19 protein-coding genes, 2 pseudogenes and 1 riboswitch are annotated in these 25,873 nt (G+C 71.2%); of the genes and pseudogenes, 12 read left to right on the forward strand and 9 right to left on the reverse strand.

Annotated features, from left to right (window positions below; all coding sequences use genetic code 11):
• The first annotated feature begins 1 nt into the window (after position 1).
• From ADL25_RS25810 to recQ, 3 genes are all read left to right on the forward strand, one after another.
• Positions 2–1,573, forward strand: coding sequence for an NADH-quinone oxidoreductase subunit M (locus ADL25_RS25810; protein WP_059130211.1), 1,572 nt, complete (start codon positions 2–4; stop codon positions 1,571–1,573).
• The gene (gene nuoN / locus ADL25_RS25815; RefSeq protein ID WP_059130212.1) at positions 1,570–3,219 is read left to right on the forward strand and encodes an NADH-quinone oxidoreductase subunit NuoN; all 1,650 of its coding nucleotides are present in this window, start codon (positions 1,570–1,572) and stop codon (positions 3,217–3,219) included. Before ADL25_RS25810 ends, nuoN begins: the two co-directional genes overlap by 4 nt.
• Positions 3,220–3,425: 206 nt before the next feature.
• Entirely contained in the window at positions 3,426–5,399 is a 1,974-nt protein-coding gene (gene recQ, locus ADL25_RS25820; protein WP_059130213.1) for a DNA helicase RecQ, read from the forward strand.
• 91 nt (positions 5,400–5,490) lie between these two features.
• Here recQ and fahA read toward each other — a convergent pair whose 3' ends face one another.
• Positions 5,491–6,705 carry a fumarylacetoacetase gene (fahA, locus tag ADL25_RS25825; RefSeq protein WP_059130214.1) on the reverse strand — a complete coding sequence of 405 codons (1,215 nt, stop codon included), beginning with the start codon at positions 6,703–6,705 and terminating at the stop codon, positions 5,491–5,493.
• Positions 6,706–6,949: 244 nt separating this feature from the next.
• Between fahA and ADL25_RS25830 the strand changes: the two genes are divergently transcribed.
• From ADL25_RS25830 to ADL25_RS25840, 3 genes are all read left to right on the forward strand, one after another.
• Positions 6,950–8,197 carry a D-aspartate ligase gene (locus ADL25_RS25830; protein ID WP_059130215.1) on the forward strand — a complete coding sequence of 416 codons (1,248 nt, stop codon included), beginning with the start codon at positions 6,950–6,952 and terminating at the stop codon, positions 8,195–8,197.
• Positions 8,198–8,254: 57 nt separating this feature from the next.
• Entirely contained in the window at positions 8,255–9,457 is a 1,203-nt protein-coding gene (locus tag ADL25_RS25835) for an FAD-dependent oxidoreductase (protein ID WP_059130216.1), read from the forward strand.
• 250 nt (positions 9,458–9,707) lie between these two features.
• Positions 9,708–10,529 (forward strand): Cof-type HAD-IIB family hydrolase, encoded by an 822-nt coding sequence (locus ADL25_RS25840; RefSeq protein WP_059130232.1) that lies wholly within the window; start codon positions 9,708–9,710, stop codon positions 10,527–10,529.
• On the opposite strand, the gene ADL25_RS25845 is transcribed toward ADL25_RS25840, so the two are convergent.
• Entirely contained in the window at positions 10,523–11,026 is a 504-nt protein-coding gene (locus tag ADL25_RS25845; RefSeq protein ID WP_059130217.1) for a transglycosylase SLT domain-containing protein, read from the reverse strand. The two genes, ADL25_RS25840 and ADL25_RS25845, sit on opposite strands and share 7 nt — an antisense overlap.
• Positions 11,027–11,030: 4 nt before the next feature.
• A riboswitch (cyclic di-AMP (ydaO/yuaA leader) is annotated at positions 11,031–11,231 on the reverse strand.
• 337 nt (positions 11,232–11,568) lie between these two features.
• Positions 11,569–13,560: a CocE/NonD family hydrolase gene (locus ADL25_RS25850; protein WP_059130233.1), complete on the reverse strand. Its 1,992-nt coding sequence runs from the start codon at positions 13,558–13,560 to the stop codon at positions 11,569–11,571.
• 462 nt (positions 13,561–14,022) lie between these two features.
• On the opposite strand from ADL25_RS25850, the gene ADL25_RS25855 reads away from it, so the two are divergent.
• The 4 genes from ADL25_RS25855 (at position 14,023) to ADL25_RS25870 (ending at position 18,832) form a co-directional block, all read left to right on the forward strand.
• Positions 14,023–15,033 (forward strand): polyprenyl synthetase family protein, encoded by a 1,011-nt coding sequence (locus ADL25_RS25855; RefSeq protein ID WP_059130218.1) that lies wholly within the window; start codon positions 14,023–14,025, stop codon positions 15,031–15,033.
• A 644-nt stretch (positions 15,034–15,677) separates the two neighbouring features.
• Positions 15,678–16,925 (forward strand): LolA family protein, encoded by a 1,248-nt coding sequence (locus tag ADL25_RS25860; protein ID WP_059130219.1) that lies wholly within the window; start codon positions 15,678–15,680, stop codon positions 16,923–16,925.
• 31 nt (positions 16,926–16,956) lie between these two features.
• Positions 16,957–17,955, forward strand: coding sequence for an ABC transporter ATP-binding protein (locus ADL25_RS25865; protein WP_059130220.1), 999 nt, complete (start codon positions 16,957–16,959; stop codon positions 17,953–17,955).
• Positions 17,942–18,832, forward strand: coding sequence for an ABC transporter permease (locus tag ADL25_RS25870; RefSeq protein WP_059130221.1), 891 nt, complete (start codon positions 17,942–17,944; stop codon positions 18,830–18,832). Before ADL25_RS25865 ends, ADL25_RS25870 begins: the two co-directional genes overlap by 14 nt.
• 3 nt (positions 18,833–18,835) lie before the next feature.
• On the opposite strand, the gene ADL25_RS25875 is transcribed toward ADL25_RS25870, so the two are convergent.
• The 3 genes and pseudogenes from ADL25_RS25875 to ADL25_RS25885 all read right to left on the reverse strand — a co-directional run bounded on the left by ADL25_RS25875 (position 18,836) and on the right by ADL25_RS25885 (position 20,576).
• Positions 18,836–19,426 (reverse strand): flavodoxin family protein, encoded by a 591-nt coding sequence (locus tag ADL25_RS25875; RefSeq protein ID WP_059130222.1) that lies wholly within the window; start codon positions 19,424–19,426, stop codon positions 18,836–18,838.
• 69 nt (positions 19,427–19,495) lie between these two features.
• Positions 19,496–20,031 (reverse strand): annotated as a pseudogene (locus ADL25_RS25880) (NUDIX hydrolase).
• Positions 20,032–20,033: 2 nt separating this feature from the next.
• Positions 20,034–20,576, reverse strand: coding sequence for a hypothetical protein (locus tag ADL25_RS25885; protein ID WP_059130223.1), 543 nt, complete (start codon positions 20,574–20,576; stop codon positions 20,034–20,036).
• A gap of 477 nt (positions 20,577–21,053) precedes the next feature.
• Between ADL25_RS25885 and ADL25_RS45410 the strand changes: the two genes are divergently transcribed.
• Complete coding sequence (locus ADL25_RS45410; RefSeq protein ID WP_063805751.1) at positions 21,054–23,159, forward strand: tetratricopeptide repeat protein; 2,106 nt, start codon at positions 21,054–21,056, stop codon at positions 23,157–23,159.
• A 73-nt stretch (positions 23,160–23,232) separates the two neighbouring features.
• Here ADL25_RS45410 and rarD read toward each other — a convergent pair whose 3' ends face one another.
• Both rarD and ADL25_RS25910 read right to left on the reverse strand, forming a co-directional pair.
• Positions 23,233–24,246 (reverse strand): EamA family transporter RarD, encoded by a 1,014-nt coding sequence (gene rarD, locus ADL25_RS25905; protein ID WP_079050574.1) that lies wholly within the window; start codon positions 24,244–24,246, stop codon positions 23,233–23,235.
• 128 nt (positions 24,247–24,374) lie between these two features.
• Positions 24,375–25,229 carry an SDR family oxidoreductase gene (locus ADL25_RS25910; protein WP_059130227.1) on the reverse strand — a complete coding sequence of 285 codons (855 nt, stop codon included), beginning with the start codon at positions 25,227–25,229 and terminating at the stop codon, positions 24,375–24,377.
• Between the two features lie 91 nt (positions 25,230–25,320).
• On the opposite strand from ADL25_RS25910, the gene ADL25_RS25915 reads away from it, so the two are divergent.
• Positions 25,321–25,731 carry a winged helix-turn-helix transcriptional regulator gene (locus ADL25_RS25915; RefSeq protein ID WP_059130228.1) on the forward strand — a complete coding sequence of 137 codons (411 nt, stop codon included), beginning with the start codon at positions 25,321–25,323 and terminating at the stop codon, positions 25,729–25,731.
• Positions 25,732–25,764: 33 nt separating this feature from the next.
• Here ADL25_RS25915 and ADL25_RS48290 read toward each other — a convergent pair.
• Positions 25,765–25,873, reverse strand: a pseudogene (locus ADL25_RS48290) (2-oxoacid:ferredoxin oxidoreductase subunit beta); the annotation flags it as partial.

Here is a 25,873-nt window from a genome sequence, read left to right on the forward strand (position 1 = left end):
GATGTCCTTTCCCCTCCTGACAGCGACGGTGGTGCTCCCGGCCGTGGGGGCGATCGCCACGGCCGCGGTACCGGCCGCGCAGCGCACCGCCGCGAAGTGGCTGGCGCTCGTCGTCTCGCTCGCCACGCTCGTGCTCGCCGCCCTGGTCGTGGTCCGCTTCGAACCGGGCGGCTCCCGCTACCAGCTCACCGAGTCCCACGCCTGGATCAAGGACTTCGGGGTGCGGTACGAACTCGGCGTGGACGGCATCGCCGTGGCGCTCCTCGCGCTGACCGCCCTGCTGATCCCGTTCGTGATCCTGGCGGGCTGGCACGACGCCGACACGCTGGAGACCGGCAGTCGCCGCTGGCGGCCGACGCAGGGCTTCTTCGCCCTGATCCTGGCGGTCGAGGCGATGGTGATCCTCTCCTTCGAGGCCACCGACGTCTTCCTCTTCTACATCTTCTTCGAAGCCATGCTCATCCCGATGTACTTCCTCATCGGCGGCTTCGGGGACCGTGCCCACGAGCACGGCGAGAAGGTGGCGTCCACCCAGCGGTCGTACGCCGCCGTGAAGTTCCTTCTGTACAACCTGGTCGGCGGCCTGATCATGCTGGCCGCCGTGATCGGCCTCTATGTGCAGGCGGGGACCTTCTCGCTGCCGGAGATCGTCCAGGCCCGGGCGAACGGCTCGCTCCACATGGCGACGGGCACCGAGCGGTGGCTGTTCCTCGGCTTCTTCTTCGCCTTCGCGGTGAAGGCGCCGCTGTGGCCGGTGCACACCTGGCTGCCCAACGCGATGGGGGAGGCCACCGCGCCGGTCGCCGTGCTGATCACGGCGGTCGTCGACAAGGTGGGCACCTTCGCGATGCTCCGCTTCTGCCTCCAGCTGTTCCCGGAGGCGAGCAAGTGGGCGACGCCCGTCATCCTCGTCCTGGCCCTCATCAGCATCGTCTACGGCGCTCTGCTGGCGGTCGGCCAGCGCGACATCAAGCGGCTGGTCGCCTACGCGTCCATCTCGCACTTCGGCTTCATCATCATGGGCATCTTCGCGATGACGAGCCAGGGCCAGTCGGGCGCGACGCTCTACATGGTCAACCACGGGATCTCGACCGCCGCCCTGATGCTGGTGGCGGGCTTCCTGATCTCGCGCCGCGGCTCGCGCCTGATCGCGGACTACGGAGGCGTGCAGAAGGTGGCCCCCGTGCTCGCCGGCACCTTCCTCATCGGTGGTCTGGCGACGCTGTCCCTGCCCGGACTCGCACCGTTCGTCAGTGAGTTCCTGGTCCTGGTCGGCACCTTCGCCCGCCATCCGGTGATCGGCATCATCGCCACCTTCGGCATCGTGCTCGCCGCGCTCTACACCCTCGTCCTCTACCAGCGGACGATGACGGGCCCGGTGAAGCCGGAGGTCGCCGAGATGCCGGACCTGCGCGTGCGTGAAGTCCTGGTGGTCGCCCCGCTGATCGTGCTGTTGATCTTCCTGGGTGTCTACCCGAAGCCGGTCGCCGACATCGTGAACCCGGCGGTCAAGCAGACCATGTCCGACGTACACCAGACCGATCCCAAGCCCGAGGTGGAGGCGGCCAAGTGAGCGCAGCAGCCGTCCACAGCCTGTGGACAACCGCGGCCGACCCGATCTCGAAGATCGAGACGCCGAAGATCGAATACGGACAGTTGTCCCCGACCCTGATCGTCATCGGTGGAGCGCTCATCGGTGTGCTGATCGAGGCGTTCGTCCCGCGCAAGTCCCGCTACTACGCTCAGGCGTTCCTCTCGGCCGTCACGCTCGCCGCCGCGTTCGCCGCGGTGGTGGCGCTCGCGGCCGGCGGCTACGGCACCACGAAGGCGCATATCGCGGCCATGGGCGCGATCGCGGTCGACGGGCCGTCCCTCTTCCTTCAGGGGACGATCCTGCTGGCCGGCCTGCTCGGGGTGTTCACTTTCGCCGAACGGCATCTGGACCCGCTGGCGCACGGCAACCGGGTCGACTCCTTCGCCGCGCAGGCGGCCTCCGTGCCGGGCAGTGACAGCGAGAAGGCCGCCGTGAAGGCGGGGTTCACCACGACGGAGGCGTTCCCGCTGCTGCTGTTCGCGGTCAGCGGCATGCTCGTCTTCCCCTCGGCGAACGACCTGCTGACGCTGTTCGTCGCCCTGGAGGTCTTCTCGCTGCCGCTGTACCTGCTGTGCGCGCTGGCGCGCCGCAAGCGGCTGATGTCGCAGGAGGCCGCGGTCAAGTACTTCCTGCTCGGGGCCTTCGCCTCCGCGTTCACCCTGTTCGGCATCGCACTGCTCTACGGGTACGCGGGCTCGGTGTCCTACGCGACGATCGCGCAGGTCGTCGACGGCACGGTCACCAATGTCGACCCGGCACTCGCGGGCACCATGGGCAACGACGCCCTGCTGCTGATCGGCGCCGCGATGGTCGTGATGGGTCTGCTGTTCAAGGTGGGCGCGGTTCCGTTCCACATGTGGACGCCGGACGTGTACCAGGGCGCGCCGACCCCGGTGACCGGCTTCATGGCCGCGGCGACCAAGGTGGCGGCGTTCGGTGCGCTGCTGCGGCTGCTGTACGTGGTCCTGCCGGGCATGCGCTGGGACTGGCGTCCGGTGATGTGGGCGGTCGCGATCGTCACCATGCTGGGCGGCGCGATCGTCGCGATCACGCAGACCGACATCAAGCGGCTGCTTGCCTACTCGTCCATCGCGCACGCGGGCTTCATCCTCGCCGGTGTCATCGCGACATCACGGGACGGAGTGTCCTCGGTTCTCTTCTACCTGGCCGCGTACTCGTTCGTGACGATCGGCGCCTTCGCCGTCGTGACGCTCGTCCGCGACGCGGGCGGCGAGGCGACGCACCTGTCCAAGTGGGCGGGGCTCGGGCGCAGGTCGCCGCTGGTCGCGGCGGTGTTCGCGGTGTTCCTGCTGGCCTTCGCGGGCATCCCGCTGACATCGGGGTTCGCGGGGAAGTTCGCCGTGTTCAAGGCGGCGGCCGAGGGCGGGGCGATGCCGCTGGTCGTGATCGGCGTGATCTCGTCGGCGATCGCCGCATTCTTCTACATCCGTGTGATCGTGCTGATGTTCTTCAGCGAGCCGCATCCCGAGGGCCCGACCGTCGCGGTGCCCTCGGCGCTGACGACGACGGCGATCGCGGTGGGCGTGGCGGTCACGCTGGTCCTGGGTGTGGCGCCCCAGTACTTCCTGGATCTGGCGAGCCAGGCGGGCGTGTTCGTCCGCTGACGAACCCCGCCGCACAGGACGGCCCGGTGCCCGCTCGGGGGGTGCCGGGTCGTCGTGCTGAGACGGCGGGGCCACTGCGCACCGGGTGAACGATCAAGGGGCCGTCGACCCGGGTGGCGGGGAACCTGTGGACAACTCCGGAGCCTGTCGGCGCGGCCCCCTATCGTGGACGTCGTGGTCGAGGGACGACGCACGGGGGACGGGCGATGGACGGGACAGGTGTGATGACCGAGGCGGGCGTGATTCCGGCGCCGGGTGGCGGAAGCGAGGCGCAGGCCGCGCTGCACCGGGTCTTCGGCTACGAGACCTTCCGTGGTGATCAGGAAGTGATCATCGAGCACGTGGTGGCCGGCGGCGACGCCGTTGTGCTCATGCCGACCGGTGGCGGCAAGTCGCTCTGCTACCAGATCCCGGCCCTGGTCAGACCGGGTACGGGTGTGGTGGTGTCCCCGCTGATCGCGCTGATGCAGGACCAGGTGGACGCGCTGCGGGCGCTGGGTGTGCGGGCCGGCTTCGTCAATTCCACCCAGGACTTCGACGAGCGGCGCGTGGTGGAGGCGGAGTTCCTGGCCGGTGAGCTCGACCTGCTCTATCTGGCCCCGGAGCGGCTGCGCCTGGAGTCCACCCTCGATCTGCTCTCACGCGGCAAGATCTCGGTGTTCGCGATCGACGAGGCGCACTGCGTGTCCCAGTGGGGCCACGACTTCCGGCCCGACTACCTCGCGTTGTCCGTGCTCGGCGAGCGCTGGCCGGACGTCCCGCGCATCGCTCTCACCGCGACCGCGACGCACTCCACGCACCAGGAGATCACCCAGAGGCTGAACATGCCGGGGGCCCGCCACTTCGTGGCGAGCTTCGACCGGCCCAACATCCAGTACCGGATCGTCCCCAAGGCCGACCCCAGGAAGCAGCTGCTGGCGTTCCTGCGCGAGGAGCACCAGGGTGACGCGGGCATCGTCTACTGCCTCTCGCGGAACTCGGTGGAGAAGACCGCGGAGTTCCTGACCCGCAACGGCGTCGAGGCGGTGCCGTACCACGCGGGCCTGGACGCGGGCACTCGCGCGGCGCACCAGGCCCGCTTCCTGCGCGAGGACGGCCTGGTCGTGGTCGCGACGATCGCGTTCGGCATGGGCATCGACAAGCCGGACGTGCGGTTCGTCGCCCATCTGGACCTGCCGAAGTCGATCGAGGGCTACTACCAGGAGACGGGCCGGGCGGGTCGCGACGGACTGCCGTCCACGGCCTGGATGGCCTACGGGCTGAACGACGTCGTACAGCAGCGCAAGCTGATCCAGTCCGGTGAGGGCGACGAGGCGTTCCGCCGCCGGGCCCAGGCGCACCTGGACGCGATGCTGGCGCTGTGCGAGACGGCCCGGTGCCGCCGCGGCGGGCTGCTCTCCTACTTCGGCCAGGATCCGGAGCCGGGCGGCTGCGGCAACTGCGACACATGCCTGGTGCCGCCCGAGACCTGGGACGGGACCGTCGCGGCGCAGAAGGTGCTGTCCACGGTGTGGCGGCTGGACCGGGAGCGACGCCAGAAGTTCGGCGCGCTGCAGATCGTCGACATCCTGCTGGGGCGGCGCACGGCGAAGGTGATCCAGTTCGACCACGACCAGTTGTCGGTGTTCGGCATCGGCGAGGAGCTGACCGAGGGCGAATGGCGGGGCGTGATCCGGCAGTTGCTGGCGCAGAGCCTGCTCGCGGTCGAGGGCGAGTACGGGACGCTGGTGCTGACCGAGGCGAGCGGGGCGGTGCTGGGGCGGGAGCGCGAGGTGCCGCTGCGCAAGGAGCCGCCCAAGCCCACGGTCGCGCGGTCCGCCGCATCGAAGGGGGAGCGGTCCGCCAAGGCCGCGGTCGAGCTGGCGCCGGAGCTGCTGCCCGTCTTCGAGGCCCTGCGCTCCTGGCGCGCCGCTCAGGCCAGGGAACAGGGCGTCCCGGCGTACGTGATCTTCCACGACGCGACGCTTCGCGAGATCGCCGCCGCCCGTCCGAAGTCGGTGGCGGAGCTCGGCACGATCAGCGGGGTGGGGGAGAAGAAACTCCTCACTTACGGCGAGGGGGTGCTCGCGGTGCTCGCCGGTCTCGACGGGGGCGCCGGGCCGGTACCGGACGCGGCTCCGGACCCGGAGTGGCCGGAGCCGGCGGACGAGCCCGAGCCCGAGCCGGAGGGCTGGGCCTAGAAGCCCGACGCGGGGAGCGGTCCCCCCTGGGGCCGGCCGCCCACGAGGAGCACCGCGACTCATGGGCGGCCGGTGCGGCTCAAGGACTCCTTCAGGGGCTCGGTACCACCCGGCCCGTGACCTCCCCGAGCCCCACCCGGGTCCCGTCCGGTCCCGGTGCCCAGGCCGTCAGCGTCACCACGTCCCCGTCCTCCAGGAACGCCCGCTTGCCGTCCGAGAGCTCGAGCGGGTCGCGTCCGTTCCAGGTCAGTTCGAGGAGCGAGCCCCGCTCGCCCTCCGTCGGCCCGCTCACGGTGCCCGAGCCGTAGAGGTCGCCCGTCCGCAGGGAGGCCCCGTTCACGGTCATGTGCGCCAGCTGCTGGGCCGCCGTCCAGTACATCGTGGAGAAGGGCGGCTCGGAGACCACCTGGCCGTTGATCGCGACGGAGATGCGCAGGTCGTAACCGGCCGGTTCCTCCTGTGCGTCGTCCAGGTAGGGCAGCAGCGGGTGGGTGCGCTCCGGTGGCGCCACCCGCGCCTCCTCCAGTGCGTCCAGCGGGGTGATCCAGGCCGAGAGGGACGTGGCGAACGACTTTCCGAGGAACGGCCCGAGCGGCACGTACTCCCACGCCTGGATGTCCCGTGCCGACCAGTCGTTGAGCAGGCACAGCCCGAACACGTGGTCGCGGAAGGCCGACAGCGGCACGGACTCGCCCAGCTGCGAGGGCGCGCCCACCACGAATCCCACCTCGGCCTCGATGTCCAGGCGGACCGAGGGCCCGAAGACCGGCACCGGGTCGGTGGGGGCCTTGCGCTGACCCCGCGGACGTACGACGTCCGTGCCCGACACCACCACCGTCCCCGCCCGGCCGTGGTAACCGATGGGCAGATGCTTCCAGTTGGGGGTCAGGGAGTCCGCGGCGTCCGGGCGGAAGATCTGCCCGACGTTACGGGAGTGGTTCTCGGAGGAGTAGAAGTCGACATAGTCCGCGACCTCGAAGGGCAGGTGCAGCGTCACCTCGGAGAGCGGGTGCAGAAGGGGCTCGACGGTCTCCCGGTGCGCGGGCACCGTCACCCACGCGGTCAGCGCCCGGCGCACGTCGGACCAGGCGGTACGACCGGCCGCCAGCAGCGGGCCCAGGGACGGCCGGGCCAGCAGGGAGGCGTACGGGGAGCCGAGAGCGTGCGCCGCCGCGCCCGCGTCGAGCACGTGGTCGCCCAGGCGGACGCCGACGCTCCGCTCGTCGGAGCCGGCCGGTGAGAACACGCCATAGGGAAGGTTGTGCGGGCCGAAGGGGTCGCCCTCGGGGACATCGAAGGGGGGCATCGGATGCTGCCTCGCTTTCGTGCACTTCAGGGTGTGCCGTGCATGGGTGTGTGTTCCATGTGGTCGCCGCACACGTTACGGGTGAGAAGCCTGTTCGGGCGATGTCTAAAGAGTTCGCAATGTCCGGAAAAGCCTTGTCGGAGGGGCCAATTCCGGCTTAGCGTCCTTTGGGGGACACGGACGGGGTGGGTCCGGTCCATAGGGGGGACACGTGGGGGGACCCGTGGCCAGGAGTACCGTCGGCGTGCCGTTCGACGCGGACTGCGACGTACCTGGGCTCATTGTGAAGTTCGGCGACTATCCGCTGCACCACGGCGGGGTGGGCGCCATCCGCAGCCTGGGCCGGCTCGGCATACCGATGTACGCGATCACCGAGGACCGTTACACACCGGCCGCCCTCTCGCGCTATCTGCGGCGTTCCTTCGTGTGGCCGACCACCGGCACGGAGGAACCCGAGCAGCTGGTGGAGGGCCTGCTGCGGATCGGCCGCAGCATCGGCCGGCCGACGGTGCTCGTCCCCACCGACGAGGAGGCAGCGGTCCTGATCGCGGAGCACCAGGACGTCCTGGGCGGCCCCTTCCTCTTCCCGAAGGTGGATGCCAAGCATCCGCGCCGTCTGGCCAGCAAACAGGGGCTGCACGAACTGTGCGTGGAACACGGCATCCCGAGTCCCGCGGCCGCCTTCCCGCAGTCCTACGACGAGATCGTCGCCTTCGCCGACAAGGCGCGCTTCCCGCTCGTGGCCAAGAACCGGGAGGCGTTCGTGCGCCGCTCGCAGCCCGCCGTGAACGGGACGACCAGGATCGCCACCCGCGAGGGACTGCTGGCGCTCGCCCGCGACTGGGGCGAGCACCCCGGGGTGATCCTCCAGGAATACCTGCCGCGGGAGGAGGCCGAGGACTGGATCGTGCACGCGTACTTCGACCAGGACTCGACCCCGCTCGCCCTGTTCACCGGTGTCAAGGTCCGCTCGTGGCCGCCGCACGCGGGCATGACGGCCAACGCCTACGTCGTCGACAATCCCGAACTCGCCGACCTCGCCGCGCGTTTCATCAAGCAGATCGGCTTCACCGGCATCATCGACCTCGACCTGCGCTTCGACCGCCGCGACGGCCGGTACAAGCTGCTCGACTTCAACCCACGCATGGGCGCGCAGTTCCGGCTCTTCGAGAACGAGTCGGGGGTGGACGTCGTCCGTGCCATGCACCTGGACCTGACCGGCCGCGCCGTACCGGAGGGGGAACAGCGCGCCGGCCACCGCTACATCGTGGAGAACATCGACCTGCCCGCTCTGCTCGCGTACCGCCGCAGCGGCTACACGACGCCGCACGCACCGGCCCGTGCGAGCGGTACGGAGCTGGCCTGGCTGGCGCGTGACGACGTGCGGCCGTTCTTCACGATGCTCGCTCGCTTCGTGCGGCCGGGCGCGAAGCACCTGTATCAGCTGTGGCGGGCCCATCGCCGCGGCAGCACCACGAGTCCGGGCAGGTAGCCCGGCTCGGCCGTCGCCACCACGAAGTAGGCACGTAGCGTCCTCGGGAGGGACTTCGTGATTCAACCGGTAGCAATCATCGGCGCCGGGCCGTTCGGCTTGTCCACCGCCGCCCATCTGCGGGCGCGCGGAATCCCGGTGCGCGTCTTCGGCGACCCCATGGTGAGCTGGCGCGACCACATGCCGGAGGGCATGCTCCTCAAGTCCACCCCGGCCGCCTCGAACCTCGACGCCCCACAGCGCGGGCACGACCTGGTCGACTACTGCGACGCCGCCGGCATCCCCCGGCTGGTGACGGACGAGGACATCGTCCCCGTCGAGACGTTCATCGCGTACGGGCGGTGGTTCCAGGAGAAGCTGGTGCCCGAACTCGAGCAGGTCCGGGTGGTCTCCGTGGACCGACGACCGGGCGGCGGCTTCGAGTTGAAGCTCGACTCGGGCGAGACGTTCGCCGCCCGGGCGGTCGTGGTGGCGACGGGTCTGTCGGGGCTCGCGCATCTGCCGCCGGAGCTGGCGGCGGCCGCGGTGGACGGAGCCACGCCCACGGGCCCGTTCTCCCACAGTTCCCAGCACCACGATCTGACCCGGTTCTCCGGCAAGGAGCTGATGGTCATCGGGGCGGGGCAGTCCGCGCTGGAAACGGCGGCGCTGGCGGCGGAGGCGGGCGCGCGGGTGCGCGTGGTCTCACGCGGCCACGGCAGGGTCGCCTTCGGCGCTCCTCCGTGGAACCAGCCCAGGCTGCGACCCGAATCGCCCTTCGGCCGCGCCTGGTCGCTGTGGGCGCTGACCTATTACCCGCACCCGTACCGCTTCCTGCCCGAGCAGACCCGCCACTACCTGGTCCGCCGCGTTCTCGGTCCGCTCGGCGCCTGGTGGCTGAAGGACCGCTTCGACGGCATGGTCGAGGTGTGTGAGGTCGCCGGCGTCGTCGGCGCCTCCGCGTCCGACGGCAGCCCGGCCCTGACGGTCCGGACCCATGCGGGGAGCACGGAGGAACTGACCGCCGACCATGTCATCGCCGCAACCGGCTACCGCGTGGACATCGCCGCGATGGACTTCCTGGGGCACGAGTTGCGCACCCGGCTCGCGGTGAGCCGGGGCGCGCCGCGGCTCGGCGCGGGATACGTGTCCTCCGTCCCAGGCCTGTACTTCACGGGCCTCCCGGCGGCGGCCTCGTACGGCCCGGTGATGCGCTTCGTGTGCGGGACGGAGTTCGCGTCCCCGCGGCTGGCGAGGCATCTGACGGCGGCGCACGCCTGACCGGAGTGCGGGGGCGCGACACCGTCACGTCCCCGCACTGCGGGCGGCAGCCGGGACCCGGACCGCATGCGGCACAAGGGCCCGCTTCGGTGAAGTGCCGTCCGGGGCACCGGAGTCGGGCCCACGGGCGGAGATGCCGGACGCCGGTGGTGCGAGGCGGCTTCCGGGCGCGGCACGGTGTGCACGGGATGGCGAACGTGGTCCGGTTCACGCTGAACCGCGGGTGCGTTTCCATCCGTATTCTCTGATCATGGCCGCACCCCTCACGTACTCACTCATCGCCACTGACCTGGACGGAACGCTGCTCCGTGGTGACGACACGCTCTCCGACCGGTCAAGGGCCGCTCTGGCGCGGGCCGCTGCCGTCGGCGCCCAGCATCTCGTGGTGACGGGCCGCCCGGCGCCCAGGGTGCGGCCGCTGCTCGATGACCTCGGCAGCAAGGGGCTCGCGGTGTGCGGACAGGGTGCGCAGGTGTACGACGCCGGCGCGGACCGGCTGCTGTTCTCGGTCACCCTGGACCGGGAGTTGGCCGAGACCGCGCTGGGCAAGATCGAGGCCGAGGTGGGGCAGGTGTACGCGGCCGTCGACCAGGACGGAGTGGACGGGCTCACACTCATCGAGCCCGGCTATCTGATGCCGCACCCCACACTGCCCGCGGTGCGGGTCGAGCGCCGCGACGATCTGTGGTGCGAGCCCATCAGCAAGGTGCTGCTGCGCCATCACGCCCTGTCCGACGACGAGTTGGCGACGGTGGCCAGGGGAGCGGTGGGGTCCCTTGCGACGGTCACCATGTCGGGGCCGGGCACCGTCGAGCTCCAGCCGTGCGGGGTGACCAAGGCGACGGGGCTCGCACTGGCCGCAGGCTTCCTGGACCTGAGTCCCTCGGACACCGTCGCCTTCGGCGACATGCCCAACGACATCCCGATGTTCGAGTGGGCGGCGTACGGCGTCGCGATGGCCAACGCCCACCCCGAACTGAAGGCGGTCGCCGACGAGATCACGACGTCGAACGAGGACGACGGCATCGCCGTCGTCCTCGAGCGACTGTTCCCCGAAGGCCGATCTCAGTAGGCGCTGTAGACGTTGTCGATCGAGCCGTAGCGGTGGGCGGCGTAGTTGCACGCGGCCGTGATGTTCGCGACCGGGTCGTACGGGTCGAACGCGGTACCCGGCACGTGGTACGTCCGGAAGGTCGGGTCGATGACCTGGAGGAGCCCCTTGGACGGGATGCCCTTGCGGGCGTTGGAGTCCCAGAGGTTGATGGCGCGGGGGTTGCCCGACGACTCGCGCATCACGTTGCGGTAGATGCCGTTGTAGCTGCCGGGGATTCCGCGCTCGGCCATGATCGCCAGGGACTGGCGGATCCAGCTGTCCAGGGAACCGGCGCGGGACGCAGCGCTGGTGACCTTGGCCGGAGCCGCCGACGGGGCGGCGGAGGCGCAGGTCGCACCCAGGATGGGGAGGGCGAGAACGGCTGCTCCGGTACCCGCGACTGCGAGAGTGCGGGTGAGGCGGGAGGCCTTGGAGTTGCGGTCCCGACGGCGTGTGGGCAGGGCGAAAGCGGACACGTTGTATTCCTCTCCGTCGCCTGCGAGGTGAGCTGTCGGGTTCGGGCGGGGAGGTGCCCGGCCGTGTCCTCGCTGCCGAGGCACGGCTTCACCCCGAGCCGTTCCGGTGCGATGTCCGGTTCGGCGACCTACTTGGGTCCCCCGCTCCTGCCGTTATGGGGTCGAAGGCTTCTCGAGCGGCGGCAGGATTCGGCGTTCCGCTCGGGTCGAATGGAAGGTATGCGAACGCACATGCCAGGAACAAGCCTGGAAATCACTTCCTGACCCAATTGACCCCGGTAATCGGGAATAGTGGGTTTGATCCACATTGCCGGAACGGGTGTAACTCGCTTGTCACGAAGGGCTCGTTGGCGAGAGTGACCGGAAGGGTCACAACAAGGGGCAAGTGACCCATTTCACCCCGACCGCCCAAGGGTGTGATGGGCCGTTTCGGGCCATATGTCCGGATTTGAGGCAGGGTCGGCCTCGACCACTCGATCGAAGTTCTCGAGTGCGCAAGTCGGGCATTTCCCTACATAAGGGATGAACGCATGGATCGGCGGCTAGCCCGTCGTGCGGGGGATCCGCCTCTGCCATGTCCGGTGGAACACCACGTCGTAGCCGTCCTTGCAGACGATCTCGTTCGAGGTGACGAAGTCGGCGGCGGTGCAGGTGATCTCGGAGTGGGCCTCCACCCTCGCGTCCCATCCCCGCTCCGGGCGGTGCAGCCGGATCGACCAGTCGCAGCGGGTGCGGGCGGTCGACGGATCCGCGTCCTCGACGGTGTATGCCTCCAGCGCGTCCTCGGTCACTTCTAGGCCGTCCGGATACACCTGGGTGCCGTTGCGGTGCGGGTCGACCACCAGGAGCCATTCGCCCTTGGCCATGTCCCGCACCGACAGGCGCTCCGGACGCGGTTCGTCGAGCACGGCTGCGGTGCTGACACCGAGCGGCGCGGACTGCTCGGGCTCCTCGAAGGCGATGCCCGCTGCCGACTCCGGTGCACGAACGGGAAGTTCGAGCGCGCTGCCCGTCGGGTGCAGCGCGAAGCCGGCCTCCGACTCCGGCTGCGGCCACAGCCAGGGCCAGTACGCGGAGGAGACGGCGAGGCGGATGCGGTGGCCGGCACCGAAGGCGTGGCCGATGCCGCTCAGTTCGAACTCCACGTCCTCGGCCGAGCCGGGGATCCAGGGGACCGCCCGGCCGGGACCCCGGCGCGCCGACAGATTGAGGGTGCCCCGGGTGACCAGCGTCGACGCCCCGTCGGGCGCCACGTCGCACAGTCGGACGACCACCTGGCCGTGCTCCACCGGACAGGCGATCCGCAGCCGCACCCGGGGCCGCCCCAGCACCCAGGTCTCCTCGGTCGCCGCGAACTCGAAGCACGCCGATCTCGCGTCCTCCTCACGCTGGTCGGGCGGCAGATCCGCGTCGTCCCCCCGCGGGACGAAGCGGCCCGCGTCGAGACCGGTGTGCATCGGGGACCGTACGAGCACCGGGGTGCCCTGGAGCGCGTACGAGATGCGGCTGACGTTCGGCGACGGCCAGGACGGCTCGCCGACCCAACGGCCCGGCAGTACGTCGTAGCTCGTCGCCGGAGGGTGCGGGTCCGTGATGTAGGCCCGCAGCAGCGGCTCGGCCATGATCCCCGTGTCCTCGCCCTTGAGCCAGTGGTCCCACCAGCGGAGCGTCTCCTGGAGGAAGCCGATCGCCGGTCCGGGCAGCCCGTGGTCCGGATAGTGGTGCGACCAGGGCCCGATCAGGCCGCGGACACGATCGGAGGGGAGGTGCTCCAGGATCCGGAGCACGGTGTCCCGGTACGGGTCGAACCAGCCGCTCACGGCGAGCACCGGCGCCCGGAGCCCCTCATGGTCCGCGGGAGCGCCGTCGGGCTGCCGGGCCTCCCCGCGCTCCGGCTGCACCGGCCAGGAGTCCACGAGCGGGTCCAGCCCTTGCAGGCGCCGGGCCCAGACGTCCCGCCACACCGTGCCCACGTACGTCGGGTCGGGCGGACGGGCCGCGAGGGCGAGCAGTGCCGCCGACCGGGCGGGCAGGCCCGCCGCCAGGACGGAACCACCCACGTCGTACACGTCGTTGCCGGGGTGGTCGTCGGTGGGGCAGACCGCGACGACCGCCCCGAGCGGAGCCGGTGCGAGGGCGGCGAGCCGCAGAGAGGCGAACCCGCCCCGCCCGACGCCGAACAGCCCAACGCTGCCGTTGCACCAGGGCTGTGCGGCCAGCCAGTCGAGCACCTCGACCCCGTCGGACAGGGCGGTCGCCGCATGCGCGGCGGTCGGAGTGCCGTCCGAGTTGCCGTGTCCGCGCGCGTCCACGCGCACGGAGACATAACCGTGGCCCGCGTACCACGGGTGCCGCTGCCAGTCGCGGGCGGCCGTGGAGTCGGTGAGGCGGCAGGGGAGGTACTCGAGCAGGGCGGGAACGGGCTCCTCGGTCCGCGGGCGCCATGCGCGTGCGTACAGGCGGGTGCCGTCCCGGAGCGGGATCCAGAAGTCGTCGTGAGTCGTTTCGTGAGGGAAGGAGGTACGGATGTGCATGCGCATGGCCTCGGACTCCTCGACGACGTCCGCAGCGGACCGGTCCGTGTTGCGGTTACGGGGACGTGAGGAGGGCACCCGCGTGTCTGCGCCCGCCCGGGTGACGGCGGCCGGTGCCCCGCGACCCGGGGCTCCGAGTCCGCTGGGATGCGTCCGCCGGGGTACACGAGAGGAGATGAGGGGCCGGTACCTGCTGCGGGAGGTGCTTTTCCGGTATGTGGATGAATGGATGTTCGTATCGCCTGATCACGAACATACCGCTCGTGATCCGATACCGCCCGGCCTGGAACTGTGGGCGCTCGCAGTGATCGAAACGTGACCGGATACGCTGACTTGAGTGATGGCAACGACAGATCGACAAACTCGATGAGTCACGTCGGCAGACAACGTCATCGACGAAGTGACCGTCCTTGAGACCAACCGTGTGATCGTCAGCAGACGTCAGCAGACAGGAGACCCCACGTGACCGTCGTCGGGCCGTTCGGGCTGAGCGTGCGGGACCAGGCTCTGGAAGCCGATGTCCAGGCCGGATTGGCGGCTGTCGAGGAGGGGTTGCTCGAGGCCACCAAGAGCGAGGTGCCCTTCATCACGAAGGCGGCGCAGCATCTCGTCCACGCGGGTGGGAAGCGTTTCAGGCCGTTGCTCGTGACGCTCTCGGCGCAGTTCGGCGATCCGTACGCACCCGGGGTCGTACCCTCCGCCGTGGTCGTGGAACTGACCCATCTCGCCACGCTGTACCACGACGACGTGATGGACGAGGCCGAGGTGCGGCGCGGCGTGGACAGCGCCAACAGCCGCTGGGGCAACTCCGTCGCGGTCCTCACCGGTGACTTCCTCTTCGCGAGGGCGTCGCACATCCTGGCCGATCTCGGCCCCGAGGCGGTCCGTATCCAGGCGGAGGCCTTCGAGCGTCTGGTCACCGGTCAGATCCTGGAGACGGCCGGCCCGCGGGACGGCCGCGACCCGGTGGAGCACTACCTCGACGTCCTCGGCGGCAAGACGGGCTCACTGGTGGCGGTGGCCTGCCGGTTCGGGGCGATGATGTCGGGCGCCGACGAGACGGTCGTGGACGTGCTGACGCAGTACGGCGAGCGGCTCGGCGTGGCGTTCCAGCTGGCCGACGACGTGCTGGACATCGCCTCCGACTCGCACGAGTCCGGGAAGACGCCCGGGACGGACCTGCGGGAGGGCGTCCCCACCCTTCCGGTCCTGCGCCTGCGTGAGCGGGTGGAGCGCCTGGGCCTGCCCGAGGACATCGCCCTGTGCGAGCTGCTGGACTCGGACCTCTCGGACGACGTCCGTCACGCGGAGGCCCTCGCCCGCCTGCGTGTCCACCCGGCCCTGGAGCAGGCCAGGCGCGACACGATCCGCTACGCGGAGGACGCCCGCTCGGCCTTGGCCCCGCTGCCGGAGTGCGGCGCGAAGGCGGCGCTGACCGAGCTGTGCGACGCCGTGGTGCACCGGGCGGGCTGACGGACCGACGCCGGAGGTCGTTCCGGCCTTCTGTGACGCGCCCGGACATCCGCGACCGTCCTGTCAGGCGCTTTGGAAGTTGTGATCCAAGTCACAAACTTGGATCGCGTCCAGGCTCGGAACGGGTCCGCATTCATGCCCGGAAGCCGACGGGGGGCGTCGGCCGGCGACGGGAACATCCCCGAACTCGACCCGAAGACCACCCGGTCCGGGCGGCGCCACGGACTGCTCGCGGACACCGCCGAGATCCTGCGGCCGAACGCGGTCGGCGTGCGACACCGGCGGGCTCCTGCGCCCCTGGGACGATCGCAGGTGCTCCCGACGGGCGGACTGCGTCTTCGTGCAGCACCGATCCGCGGATCCGGCAACCCGGGAATCCAGGAAACGCGGCGCCTCGTCCGACCCCTACGGGTCGGGCCAGGTGCCGCCCCGGCATGTCATACCCCAGGATTACGCGGACTTGAGTCCGCGGGCTGACGCTTCTCCCCGGTCGATTTGGTCAGATGGGAGACACCACCTCACAGGAGTTCGGGTGAGAATGGCGGCAAAGGGGTGGTGGCGTCTCCCCGCTCGAGGGAAGTCGAGAACTCGGGTGGAGAGGCCTCGGACGGTTGATGGCCGCCGACGACGGAGGTTAGGCAGACATGGCACCGTACGAATCCGACGACAACACACCCGCCGGGGAGGCCGAGGACGTACGCGCCGGGCGGCGCACGGCCGCACGGTACGTGGTCCCCGCAGCGGTGGTGGGAGTGGCGGCGGCGACCATCGGGCTCGTCCCGGCGTTCGCCGGCTCCGGCGACCCCGACCTGCCCAAGATCAGCGCCCAGCAGCTCATCGAGAAGATCGCCGAGTCGGACGTCCAGCAGATGTCCGGCACGGTCAAGATCAGCACGGACCTCGGCCTGCCGAACCTGGGCGGCCTGCAGGACAGCCTCGCCTCCGGTGCGCTCTCCCAGGGCGCGGGCGACAAGGACGGCTCGGCCGCAGATCCGAGCTCCAAGCTGCTCGAACTGGCCTCCGGCACGCACACGCTGCGTGTCGCGGCCGACGGCGACAACAAGCAGAAGCTCTCGCTCATCGAGAAGGCCGCCGAGTACAGCGTCATCCGCAACGGCGACGACGTCTGGGCCTACGACAGCGGCTCCAACCAGGCGTACCACGCGACCGGTGCGGGCGACCGCCACGGTTCGACGTCGGCACCTGAGGACGTGCCCGCCACGCCGAAGGACTTCGCGGAAGAGGCCCTGAAGGCCGGCGACAAGACCACCTCGGTGACGGTCGACGGCACGGCCCAGGTCGCGGGCCGGGACGCCTACAAGCTGCTGATCAGGCCCAAGCAGTCGGGCACCACGGTCGGCGCGATCAGCATCGCGGTGGACGCCAGGACCGGGATGCCGCTGAAGTTCACGCTGACCCCGGCGTCGGGCGGCGCGGCCGTCGTGGACGTGGGCTTCACGGAGGTCTCGTTCGCCAGGCCGGCCGCTTCGACCTTCGACTTCACGCCCCCCAAGGGCACGAAGGTCACCCAGGGCGACGAAATGAAGGGGCACGAGGGGAAGGCGCAGCCCAAGGGCATGGAGAAGGCCCTGCCCAAGGGGATGGATGAGCGCGCCGAGGGCACCGGGCCGAAGACCATCGGTGAGGGCTGGAACGCGATCGCCGTGTTCGACACGGGCAGCAAGGGCGGGGTGCCGTCGGGCGCCGCGTCCGACGGCGGCGCTGCCGCCGGGTTCCTGGGCTCCCTCGGCGACCAGGTGAAGGGCAAGTTCGGCTCGGGCACGGTCTTCTCGACCCGCCTGGTCAACGCCCTGATGACGGACGACGGCAAGGTCTACGTCGGCGCGGTGACCAAGGACGCGCTGGTCAAGGCGGCGGACGCCGGCAAGTAGTCGCCCACGGACGGTACGAACAGGAGAGCCCATGGAGGAGCTGTCCGCCGCGGAAGCGGGGGCGGAGACGGCGCCGGGGACGGCGCCGGGCGACCCGGACGCCCCGGTCATCGCCACCCGCTCCCTCACCAAGCGCTACCGCGGCGGGCAGCTCGCCGTCGACGGGCTCGATCTGACCGTCCCGGCAGGGAGCGTCTTCGGCTTCCTCGGACCGAACGGCTCCGGCAAGACCACCACCATCCGCATGCTGATGGGCCTGATCGCGCCCACCTCGGGCACGGCGCGCGTCCTGGGGCGGCCCATGCCGCGGGCCTCGCGCACCGTGCTCCCACAGGTCGGCGCCCTCATCGAGGGCCCGGCCCTGTACGGCTTCCTCTCCGGCCGCGACAACCTCCTGCGCCTCGACTCCGCCGATCCCACCGCCGACCCGCGCACCAGGCGTGCGCGGGTCGCGGCGGCGCTGGACCGGGTCGGCCTCACCGCGGCGGGCGGCAAGAAGGCCAAGGCGTACTCCTTGGGCATGAAGCAGCGCCTGGGACTGGCGGCCGCGCTGCTCCAGCCCCGCAGACTCCTCGTCCTGGACGAGCCGACCAACGGCCTCGACCCCCAGGGCATGCGCGAGATCCGCTCCCTGGTGCGCGAACTGGCGTCCGACGGTACGACCGTGTTCCTCTCCTCCCATCTGCTCGACGAGATCGAGCAGGTCTGCACGCACGCCGCGGTGATGGCCCAGGGACGGTTGATCACACAGGGTGCGGTGGCGGACCTGGCCGCCGGAGCGCGCGGACGTCTCGTCGTGACGACTCCGGACGTGACGGACGCCGCCCGCGCCCTGAAGGAACAGGGTGTGGCCGACGTGGTGGTGGAGGACGGCAGAGTGACGGGCGAGCCTCCGGACCGCGAACTGGGTGAGGTGAACGCCGCGTTGGTCGCCGTCGGGGTTCGCGTCCGCGGCTTCGGAGTGGAACGTGCCTCCCTGGAGGACGCGTTCGTGGCGCTGACGGGAGAGGGCTTCGATGTCGCAGGGTGAGCAGGTCGCGGTGGCGCGGGCCTCGGACTCCCGGCGGCCGGGTCCGCTGTGGACCTTCGGCCTGCTGCGCAGTGAGCTGGTGACGACCTTCCGGCGCTGGCGCACGCTCGCCCTGCTCGCCGTGCTGGCCGGTGTGCCGATTCTCGTCGGGATCGCCGTCAAGATCGAGACGAGCGACGGATCCGGCGGACAGGGCGGTGGGGGCGGCCCGGCGTTCATCACGCAGATCACCAACAACGGCCTGTTCCTGGTCTTCACGGCGCTCGCCGCCACCCTGCCGTTCTTCCTGCCGATGGCGGTCGGGGTGGTCGCGGGGGACGCGATCGCGGGCGAGGCGAACTCCGGAACGCTGCGCTACCTCCTCGTCGCGCCCGCCGGCCGCACCCGGCTGCTGCTCACCAAATACGCGACCACGATGGCCTTCTGCGTCGTCGCCACCCTGGTCGTCGCGCTCTCGGCGCTCGCGATGGGCGCCCTGCTCTTTCCGCTGGGTGATCTGACGACGATCTCGGGCACCCGCATCAGCTTCGCCGAAGGTCTGGCCCGGGCCCTGCTGATCGCGCTGGTCGTCGCCGTGTCGCTGATGGGCGTGGCGGCGCTCGGCCTGTTCGTCTCGACCCTCACCGACAGCGGCATCGCGGCGATGGCGACGACGGTCGGCCTGCTGATCACGGTCCAGATCCTTGATCAGATACCGCAGTTGCACGCCCTGCAGCCGTACTTCTTCTCGCACTACTGGCTGTCCTTCGCCGACCTGATGCGCGAGCCGGTCTACTGGCACGACCTGACCCGCAACCTGGGCCTGCAGGCCCTCTACGCGGCCGTCTTCGGCTCGGCGGCGTGGGCACGCTTCACCGCCAAGGACATCACCGCGTAGGGCTCACACGAGCGCCGTCTCGTACGGGAAGCGGGCGAGCGGGGCGTCCTGTGCGAAGAACGTCCCGGCACGGTCCAGGGCCTCGGTGTCCCTCAGCACGTCCCCGGGCCTGCTGCCGTTGCCGAGGAGTACGCCGCCGAACCGCATGCGCATGTAGGCGGCCGTGTTGTTGAGCGTGCCGACGAGGGGGTCGGCTACCTCCCGCTCCTCGTGGGCGAGCGCGGTGACGCCCCACAGAGCGCGCCCCGCCATCTCCTTCCTGAACTCCAGGCCGGGCGTCCGCAGCCAGCCCGACCAGTGGTCCAGGTAGCGCTTGGTGTGCGCGGACACCGAATACCAGTACAGCGGTGACGCGATCACGATGTCCGTCGCCGCGAGTGTGGCGTCGAGCAGCAGGGCGGCGGTGCCCTCGGTGGGACGGAGATGGTCGCTGCCGTGTCGCACGTCCTCGAAGTCGGGGAGGGGGTGCCGCGCGATCCCGATCCACTCCTGCGGGACGTCGGCGGGCAGGCGCTCGGCGGCGCGGCGCGCCAGCAGCTCCGTGTTGCCACCGCTGCGTGAGCTGCCGAGGACGAAGAGGAAACGCCGGCTCATGAGACCCCCTTGGGTGCACACCCGAGCCCTGACGGGCCATTACATGCATATACATTAAATGCAAGCGCACTAACTGTCCATGGTGACGTCGAGCAGGAGGGCCATCACCGCGACCAGCGTCGCGCTGCTGACGATCTCCCCTCGCCCGATCATGGCGTGCACCTGGGACAACGCCATCCACTCCAGGCGGTCCGACTCGTTGCGCTCGACGGGTCGCCGACGTACGCCGCGTCGTCCGTACGGAAGACGAAGTGCCGGGAGTCGGTGATCCCGGCCGCGGGCTCCGCGCGGATGAGTGGCCTGAGCGAACCCGCGCGCAGGCCCGTCTCCTCCTCCAGCTCGCGCGCGGCCGGGGCGACGGGCTCCTCACCGTCCTCGACGAGCCCCATGGGCAGCTCCCAGGCCCAGGTGCCGGTGACGAAGCGGTGGCGCCACATCATCAGCACGCGTTGCCCGTCGTCGACGGCCGCGGTGACGGCGACGTCGCGCAGCCGGACGACGTGGTACTCGCAGCGTTCCCCGTCGGGCTGTTCCACCTCCAGCGCGCGCAGCCGCACCCAGGGCGTGTCGTACAACGCCCGCTCCCCGTGCACGGCCCACCGCATGCTCACCGCTCCCGCCGGGCACCGGAGGGTGCGAACACACCCGTGAGCCGGGCCAGTTGCTCGCACCCGCGGGGCGGTCCGCCGTCCGGATCGCCGGTGCGCCAGGCCGGTACCCATGGCACGCGGTAGACGTCGATCAGCGACTCCAGCACCGTGACGTGCCGGCCGAGCGGGCGGGGCAGCCGGCCGGGTGCGTCCGCGACCAGCACGACGGCGTCGAGATCGAGGCCGGGCGGCGCCTCACCGCGCCGGAAGACGTCGAGGAACCCGAGTGCGGCCCGCAGGCCCGTCGCATGGGTACGGGCGACCAGAAGCACCGAGGACGGTTCACCCTGCGCCGGGCGTGGCCAGTCGCGGCCCGCGTCGAAACCGCCGAAGACGGTGGCGAGGGTGGACGCGCCGGCGCCGCCGTGGGTGGCCATCCAGGCGAACGTCCTCGGTCCTGCGACGCCTTGGGCGCCCTCCGGCCAGGGCCCGTTGTCGGCCACCGGCCCGCGAAGCCAGATCCCGGGCCCGCGAGGCCCCTGTTGTGCGATCCCTTGCATCGCCACTCTCCTCGTTCGCTCGCCGCACCCCGATCCTCACGTCGGTACGCGCATCGGGTAACGGGCCACCGGTTCCTGGGACGAGCTTGTGACGCTGCGGTGACGCGCGCGGGGGGACGGGAACGGCAGACTCTGGTGCGCAGGTACGTCTCCGTACGCATGTCCGGAGCCGGAGGCCTGGGGGGCCGATGTCGAACGGGGCCAGGATCGCCGTGAAGAAGGCCGTGCCGGGCCGAACCGGTGGTGCGGGCAGGGCCGTTGACGGGACGCCGGGGGGACGGACGAGCGGGGGCGCCGGCCGGGACGCGGCTGAGCGGCGGGACGCCGGAACGGCGAGGGCGGCCGGGCACGGCGTCGCCCGCACGACGGCTGGTCCGCGTACGCTGGGCGCCTGTGAGCGCCTTGTGGGGGACACAGCGACGACTTCCTCCGCCTCCGCCACCCTTTCCTCCACCGACCGACCCGAGTGAGGGAATGATGACTCGACTCAGCCGCGATCAGAAGCGGGGGCGCTCCGCTTCGGGGGCCGCGTCCGAGGGCGGTGCCGAGACCGGGACGGCACCGATCGAGGTCCGGGTGCCGGCGGCGCCCGGCGCGGAGACGACCCTGGGCGGGACACCGGTGGCCGTGGGGCCGGACCAGGAGGCCCAGGAGGTCGTTCTGGACCACCTCCACCGGCGTGCCCTCGCCACGGGCCGCCCCGTCGTCGCGACGGTCCACGACGAACGGATCGGCTATGTCGTCGCGATCCGGGTCTACGTGGACGGGTCGAGCGAGTACGCGGCGGAGCCGGTGCGGATGGACACGGCCGGGACGGCGGATGCGCCGCAGGCCCCGCGCCATGACGAGCCCCCGCACGGCAGGCGACCGGTGGATGCCGAGGAGCCCGCGCCGGGCGCCTCGGCTCCGACGTTCCCGCTGAGGGCGCTACCCGAGCCGAGCGGGGCGTCGGCACCGCAACCCCCGACCGCATCGCGTCCGTCGCCTCCGGCGGGCGTGCCTGGTGGACCGGGTATGCCGGGTGTGCAGTCGCCGGGTGTCGGGACCGGTACGTCCCTTCCGGGCGCCGCACCGGAGTCGACGGGATCCCGCCCCGCACGCCCCGCCGGCCCCAGCCCCAGCGCACCGTCGGTGCCACCGCCCGTCCCCGCGACGCCCCCGACCACGCCGACGGCGCGGCCCGCGGCGCCCCCGGCGACCAGGGCGCCGGCAGCCACGGCTCCACAGCCCGCCCCGGCTCCTGCGTCGGTGGTCTGGGCCTCGGCGCCCGCCGCGCCCGATCGGCCGGTACCCTCGCCTGCCGCGCCGCCGGCCCCCATGGCCGGTCCGCGGCCCGCCCCGGCTTCGCCTGCGATGGCGCGGGCCACCGGTCCTGTCCCGTCCGACCGACCTGCATCCGCGCCGGCCGCCTCGTCTGTCCGGTCGTCGCCCTCCGCCCCCCTGCCGCCGGCCGCAGCACCCTCGTCCGGACAGGGCCCCGCTCCTCGACCGGAGTCCCACGAGGCCGGCCGGGACGTCGCACAGGGGCGTCCCGGGGGCACTGTCTCCACCTTCGTCCTGCGGGCCGTCCCCGAGGACGCCGCGCTGATCAGTGTCACGCCCGGGCCCGCTCAGGTGCTGCCCGCGCAAGACGCCGACGGGGGCCGGCCGACGTCGACCGGCCGGGAACCGGCACCAGCGCCGCAGGCCCCCGGCACCGTCTCCGCGCCCACGGGGACGTTCGGCCCGCCGCCGGTGATCCCTGCCGGGCCCGTCGCGCCGTCCTCGTCGCAGGCCACCCCGGCTCCGCCGTCCCCGATGCCGCTCTCCCGGCGCGCGACGACCGGCGCACCCCCGTCGTCCGCCGCCGCGCCCCCGCCCGCCTGGCCCGCCCCCGCTCCCTCGTCCGTGGAGACCCCTGAGGTGCTCGCCCCTCCCGCCACGGACGCGGATTCAGAACCGGACCCCTATTCCGCGCCCGACTGGAAGCCCACCCCGCCCCCGAAAACCGTTCCGGTCTCCGAGGTCGAGGAGGAGGCCAAGGAGCCCCCCGTGCGGGAGTTCGACTCCATGGCCGAGGCGGTGCTCGCCCCCGACTCCGGGGCCGTGCCGCCCGACGGTGCGGGCGGGCCGATCGCGGAGCCCATGGCCCGGATCAACGCCGCGGTCAAGCAGGGCCGTATCGAAGAGGCCGCCGCCCTGGCCGAGCGGACCGTCGCCGAGGCCTCCGCGAGTCTCGGCGACGACCATCCCGACGTTCTGCGCCTGCGTGAACTCACCGCCTACATCGCCTATCTGGCCACCGACGTCCTGCGTTCCTTCCATCTCTCGCTGGAGCTGGCCCGGCTCCGCCACCGACTGGGCGACTCACGGGGCGCGTACGGCAACGTGCAGAGCGCGGCCGCCGCCTGGCGTGCCGTCCGCGACCCGATCCAGGGGCTGCATCTCGGCCGTGACCTGATCGCCGTCTGGAGCGAACTCGCCGCCTCCGAGGGGCCCGCCGCCGACGACCTCGACCAGCTCGAACAGGCCCGCAACCGGATGGGCCGACTCGCCGAACGGGCCCGTGTCGCCGCCGCCGGCGAACCGCCCCGCCCTCAGTGAACCGAAGGGGGCCAGAGCCGCTGACGGCTCTGGCCCCCTCACATCGGCAGGCCGACGACAGGACGGTCCCGGTCTACGGCCGGGCCTCCACCGGCTGGTCGGAACCAGCCACCACGTCGTCCGCCCCGCGCGTGGCGCCCACCGTCCCGGTGGCCACGACCGCACCGGATGTCTCGAGCCCCGCCCTGAGTGCGCGGGCCGTCCGGTGGGCCGTGCGCAGCGCGTCCCAGGTCAGCAGTACCAGGGCGATCCAGACCAGCGCGAAGCCGGCCCAGCGCTCGGGCGGCATCGCCTCGTGGAAGTAGAGGATGCCCAGCAGGAACTGGAAGACCGGCGCCAGGTACTGGAGCAGTCCCAGGGTGGACAGCGGCACGCGGATCGCGGCGGCGCCGAAGCAGACGAGGGGCAGCGCGGTGACCACGCCGGTCGCGGCGAGCAGCGCCGCGTGTCCGGAGCCGTGGGCAGTGAAGGTCGATCCGTGCGAAGAGAGCCACAGCAGATACACCAGCGCGGGCACGAACTGCACGGCGGTCTCCGCCGCCAGCGACTCGATGCCGCCCAGGCTGACCTTCTTCTTCACCAGGCCGTACGTGGCGAAGGAGAAGGCGAGGCAGAGTGAGATCCACGGCGGCTGACCGTAGCCGACCGTCAGGACCACGACGGCGGCGAAGCCGACCCCGACCGCCGCCCACTGGACGGGCCGAAGCCGCTCCTTCAGGATCAGCACGCCCATCGCGATGGTGACGAGCGGGTTGATGAAGTAGCCGAGCGAGGCCTCCACGACGTGGCCGCTGTTGACGGCCCAGATGTAGACGCCCCAGTTCACGGTGATGACCGCCGCGGCTATCGTCACCAGCCCCAGCCTGCGCGGCCGGCGCAACAGCTCACCCGCCCAGGCCCAGCGCCGCATGACCAGCAGCGTGGCGATCACGATGACCAGGGACCAGACCATCCGGTGGGCGAGGATCTCCATCGCTCCGGCGGGCTTCAGCAGCGGCCAGAAGAGAGGGACGAGTCCCCACATCCCATACGCCGCGAAGCCGTTCAGCAGACCTGTCCGCTGGTCGATCTTCGACTTCTCGGCCACGGGCCCCTCCTTCTCGCGCGACTGCTTCCGTGCAGCATCCACGAAGGTAGCGCGAGCGCCCCCGCCTGTCATGCCCGTATCGCTATACGGTCATGACAGGCGGGGTCCGTGCGCCCGGGGACGCGGGATCAGCCCTTGAGCGCGGCGGCGATCGACTCGGCGATGGTGATGGCCGGGCGGCCGGTCAGCCGCGAAAGGTCGCCGGTGAGGATGGCCAGCTCGCCCTTCTCGATGGACGCGTCCACACCCGCGAAGATCGCGGCGACGGGTTCCGGCAGGCCGGCCCCGGTGAGGATGCCGGTGTAGGCCTCGACGGAGACGGGGGTGTAGACGATCTCCTTGCCGGAGTGCCGGGCCACCTCGGCCGCGAACTCGGCGAAGCCCCATGCCTCGTCGCCGCTCAGCTCGTACGTCTTGTTCTCGTGCCCCTCGCCGGTCAGCACCGCGACGGCGGCGGCTGCGTAGTCGGCGCGGCCGGCGGAGGTGAGCCGGCCCTCACCCGCGGCGTGCACGACGGCACCGTGCTCCAGCACGGGGGCGAGCTGCTCGGTGTAGTTCTCGTGGTACCAGCCGTTGCGCAGCAGTACATACGGCACACCGGAGGCGAGGACGGCCTCCTCGGTCGCCCGGTGGTCGTCGGCGAGGGCGGCCGTCAGGGTGCCCGGCGCGCTGGTGTAGGCGAGAAGCGCCACGTCGGCCGCCTCGGCCGCCCCGAGGACGACCTTGTGCTGGGCTACGCGGTCCCTGTCGACCTCGTTGCCGGAGATGAGCAGCACTTTGTCCCCGGCGGAGAAGAGGCCGTCGAAGGTCTCGGGGAAGTTGTAGTCGGCGACCGCGATCCGTACGCCGCGCTCCGCGAGGTCGGCGGCCTTCTCCGGGGTACGGACGACCGCGGTGATCTGGTCGGCCGGAACCTTCTCCAGCAACTGCTCGACGACATGACGGCCGAGATGCCCGGTGGCTCCGGTGACGACGATGCTCATGGTTCGGATCTCCTTGTGGGGTGCGTGTAGCACTCACCCTAGGAGGGGCACTAACCCATGGAAAGTACCCACCTTCAAGTAAGGTACTGGCATGACGGTAAGTAGCGAGATCGCCGACGGAGGCGACACCGATGCAGCGCGGTGCCCCTATCGACTCGTGCTCGAACATGTCACCAGCCGCTGGGGCGTCCTGGTGCTGATCGAGCTCCTGGACCGGCCGCACCGCTTCAGCGAGCTGCGGCGGGCGATCGGGAAGGTGGCGCGCGTCAGCGAGAAGATGCTCACCCAGACGCTCCAGACCCTGGAACGCGACGGCCTGGTCCACCGCGACGCCAAGCCGGTGATCCCGCCGAGGGTCGACTACTCCCTCACCGATCTGGGGCGTGAGGCCGCCGAGCAGGTGCGTGCCCTGTCGCTGTGGACGCAGGACCGGATGTCCGACGTCGAGGAGGCCCGCCGGGCGTACGACGAGGCTCGGGCACTGAAGGCCCGGGCCTCGTGAGTCGCCTGATGTCCCGCCTGATCCCCTGACGTCCTAGCCGACGACGGTCCAGGTGTCGTTGCCGTGGAGGAGGGTGGTGAGGTCGCCTTTGCCGTTGTGTTCGATGGCGGTGTCGAGTTGGTCGGCCATCTGGGTGTCGTAG

Source organism: Streptomyces sp. NRRL F-5122, from assembly GCF_001507435.1.
GTDB lineage: Bacteria > Actinomycetota > Actinomycetes > Streptomycetales > Streptomycetaceae > Streptomyces > Streptomyces lannensis.

Bases quoted from the DNA above. Each gene is read 5' to 3' on its own strand.
- ADL25_RS25870 (WP_059130221.1), top strand. From the start codon at position 17,942: ATGTCGCAGGGTGAGCAGGTCGCGGTGGCGCGGGCCTCGGACTCCCGG.
- ADL25_RS25865 (WP_059130220.1), top strand. From the start codon at position 16,957: ATGGAGGAGCTGTCCGCCGCGGAAGCGGGGGCGGAGACGGCGCCGGGG.
- ADL25_RS25875 (WP_059130222.1), bottom strand. From the start codon at position 19,426: ATGAGCCGGCGTTTCCTCTTCGTCCTCGGCAGCTCACGCAGCGGTGGC.
- ADL25_RS25910 (WP_059130227.1), bottom strand. From the start codon at position 25,229: ATGAGCATCGTCGTCACCGGAGCCACCGGGCATCTCGGCCGTCATGTC.
- ADL25_RS25860 (WP_059130219.1), top strand. From the start codon at position 15,678: ATGGCACCGTACGAATCCGACGACAACACACCCGCCGGGGAGGCCGAG.
- ADL25_RS25810 (WP_059130211.1), top strand. From the start codon at position 2: ATGTCCTTTCCCCTCCTGACAGCGACGGTGGTGCTCCCGGCCGTGGGG.
- ADL25_RS25915 (WP_059130228.1), top strand. From the start codon at position 25,321: ATGACGGTAAGTAGCGAGATCGCCGACGGAGGCGACACCGATGCAGCG.
- ADL25_RS25840 (WP_059130232.1), top strand. From the start codon at position 9,708: ATGGCCGCACCCCTCACGTACTCACTCATCGCCACTGACCTGGACGGA.
- fahA (WP_059130214.1), bottom strand. From the start codon at position 6,705: ATGCCCCCCTTCGATGTCCCCGAGGGCGACCCCTTCGGCCCGCACAAC.
- ADL25_RS45410 (WP_063805751.1), top strand. From the start codon at position 21,054: ATGACTCGACTCAGCCGCGATCAGAAGCGGGGGCGCTCCGCTTCGGGG.
- recQ (WP_059130213.1), top strand. From the start codon at position 3,426: ATGGACGGGACAGGTGTGATGACCGAGGCGGGCGTGATTCCGGCGCCG.
- ADL25_RS25885 (WP_059130223.1), bottom strand. From the start codon at position 20,576: ATGCAAGGGATCGCACAACAGGGGCCTCGCGGGCCCGGGATCTGGCTT.
- ADL25_RS25850 (WP_059130233.1), bottom strand. From the start codon at position 13,560: ATGCACATCCGTACCTCCTTCCCTCACGAAACGACTCACGACGACTTC.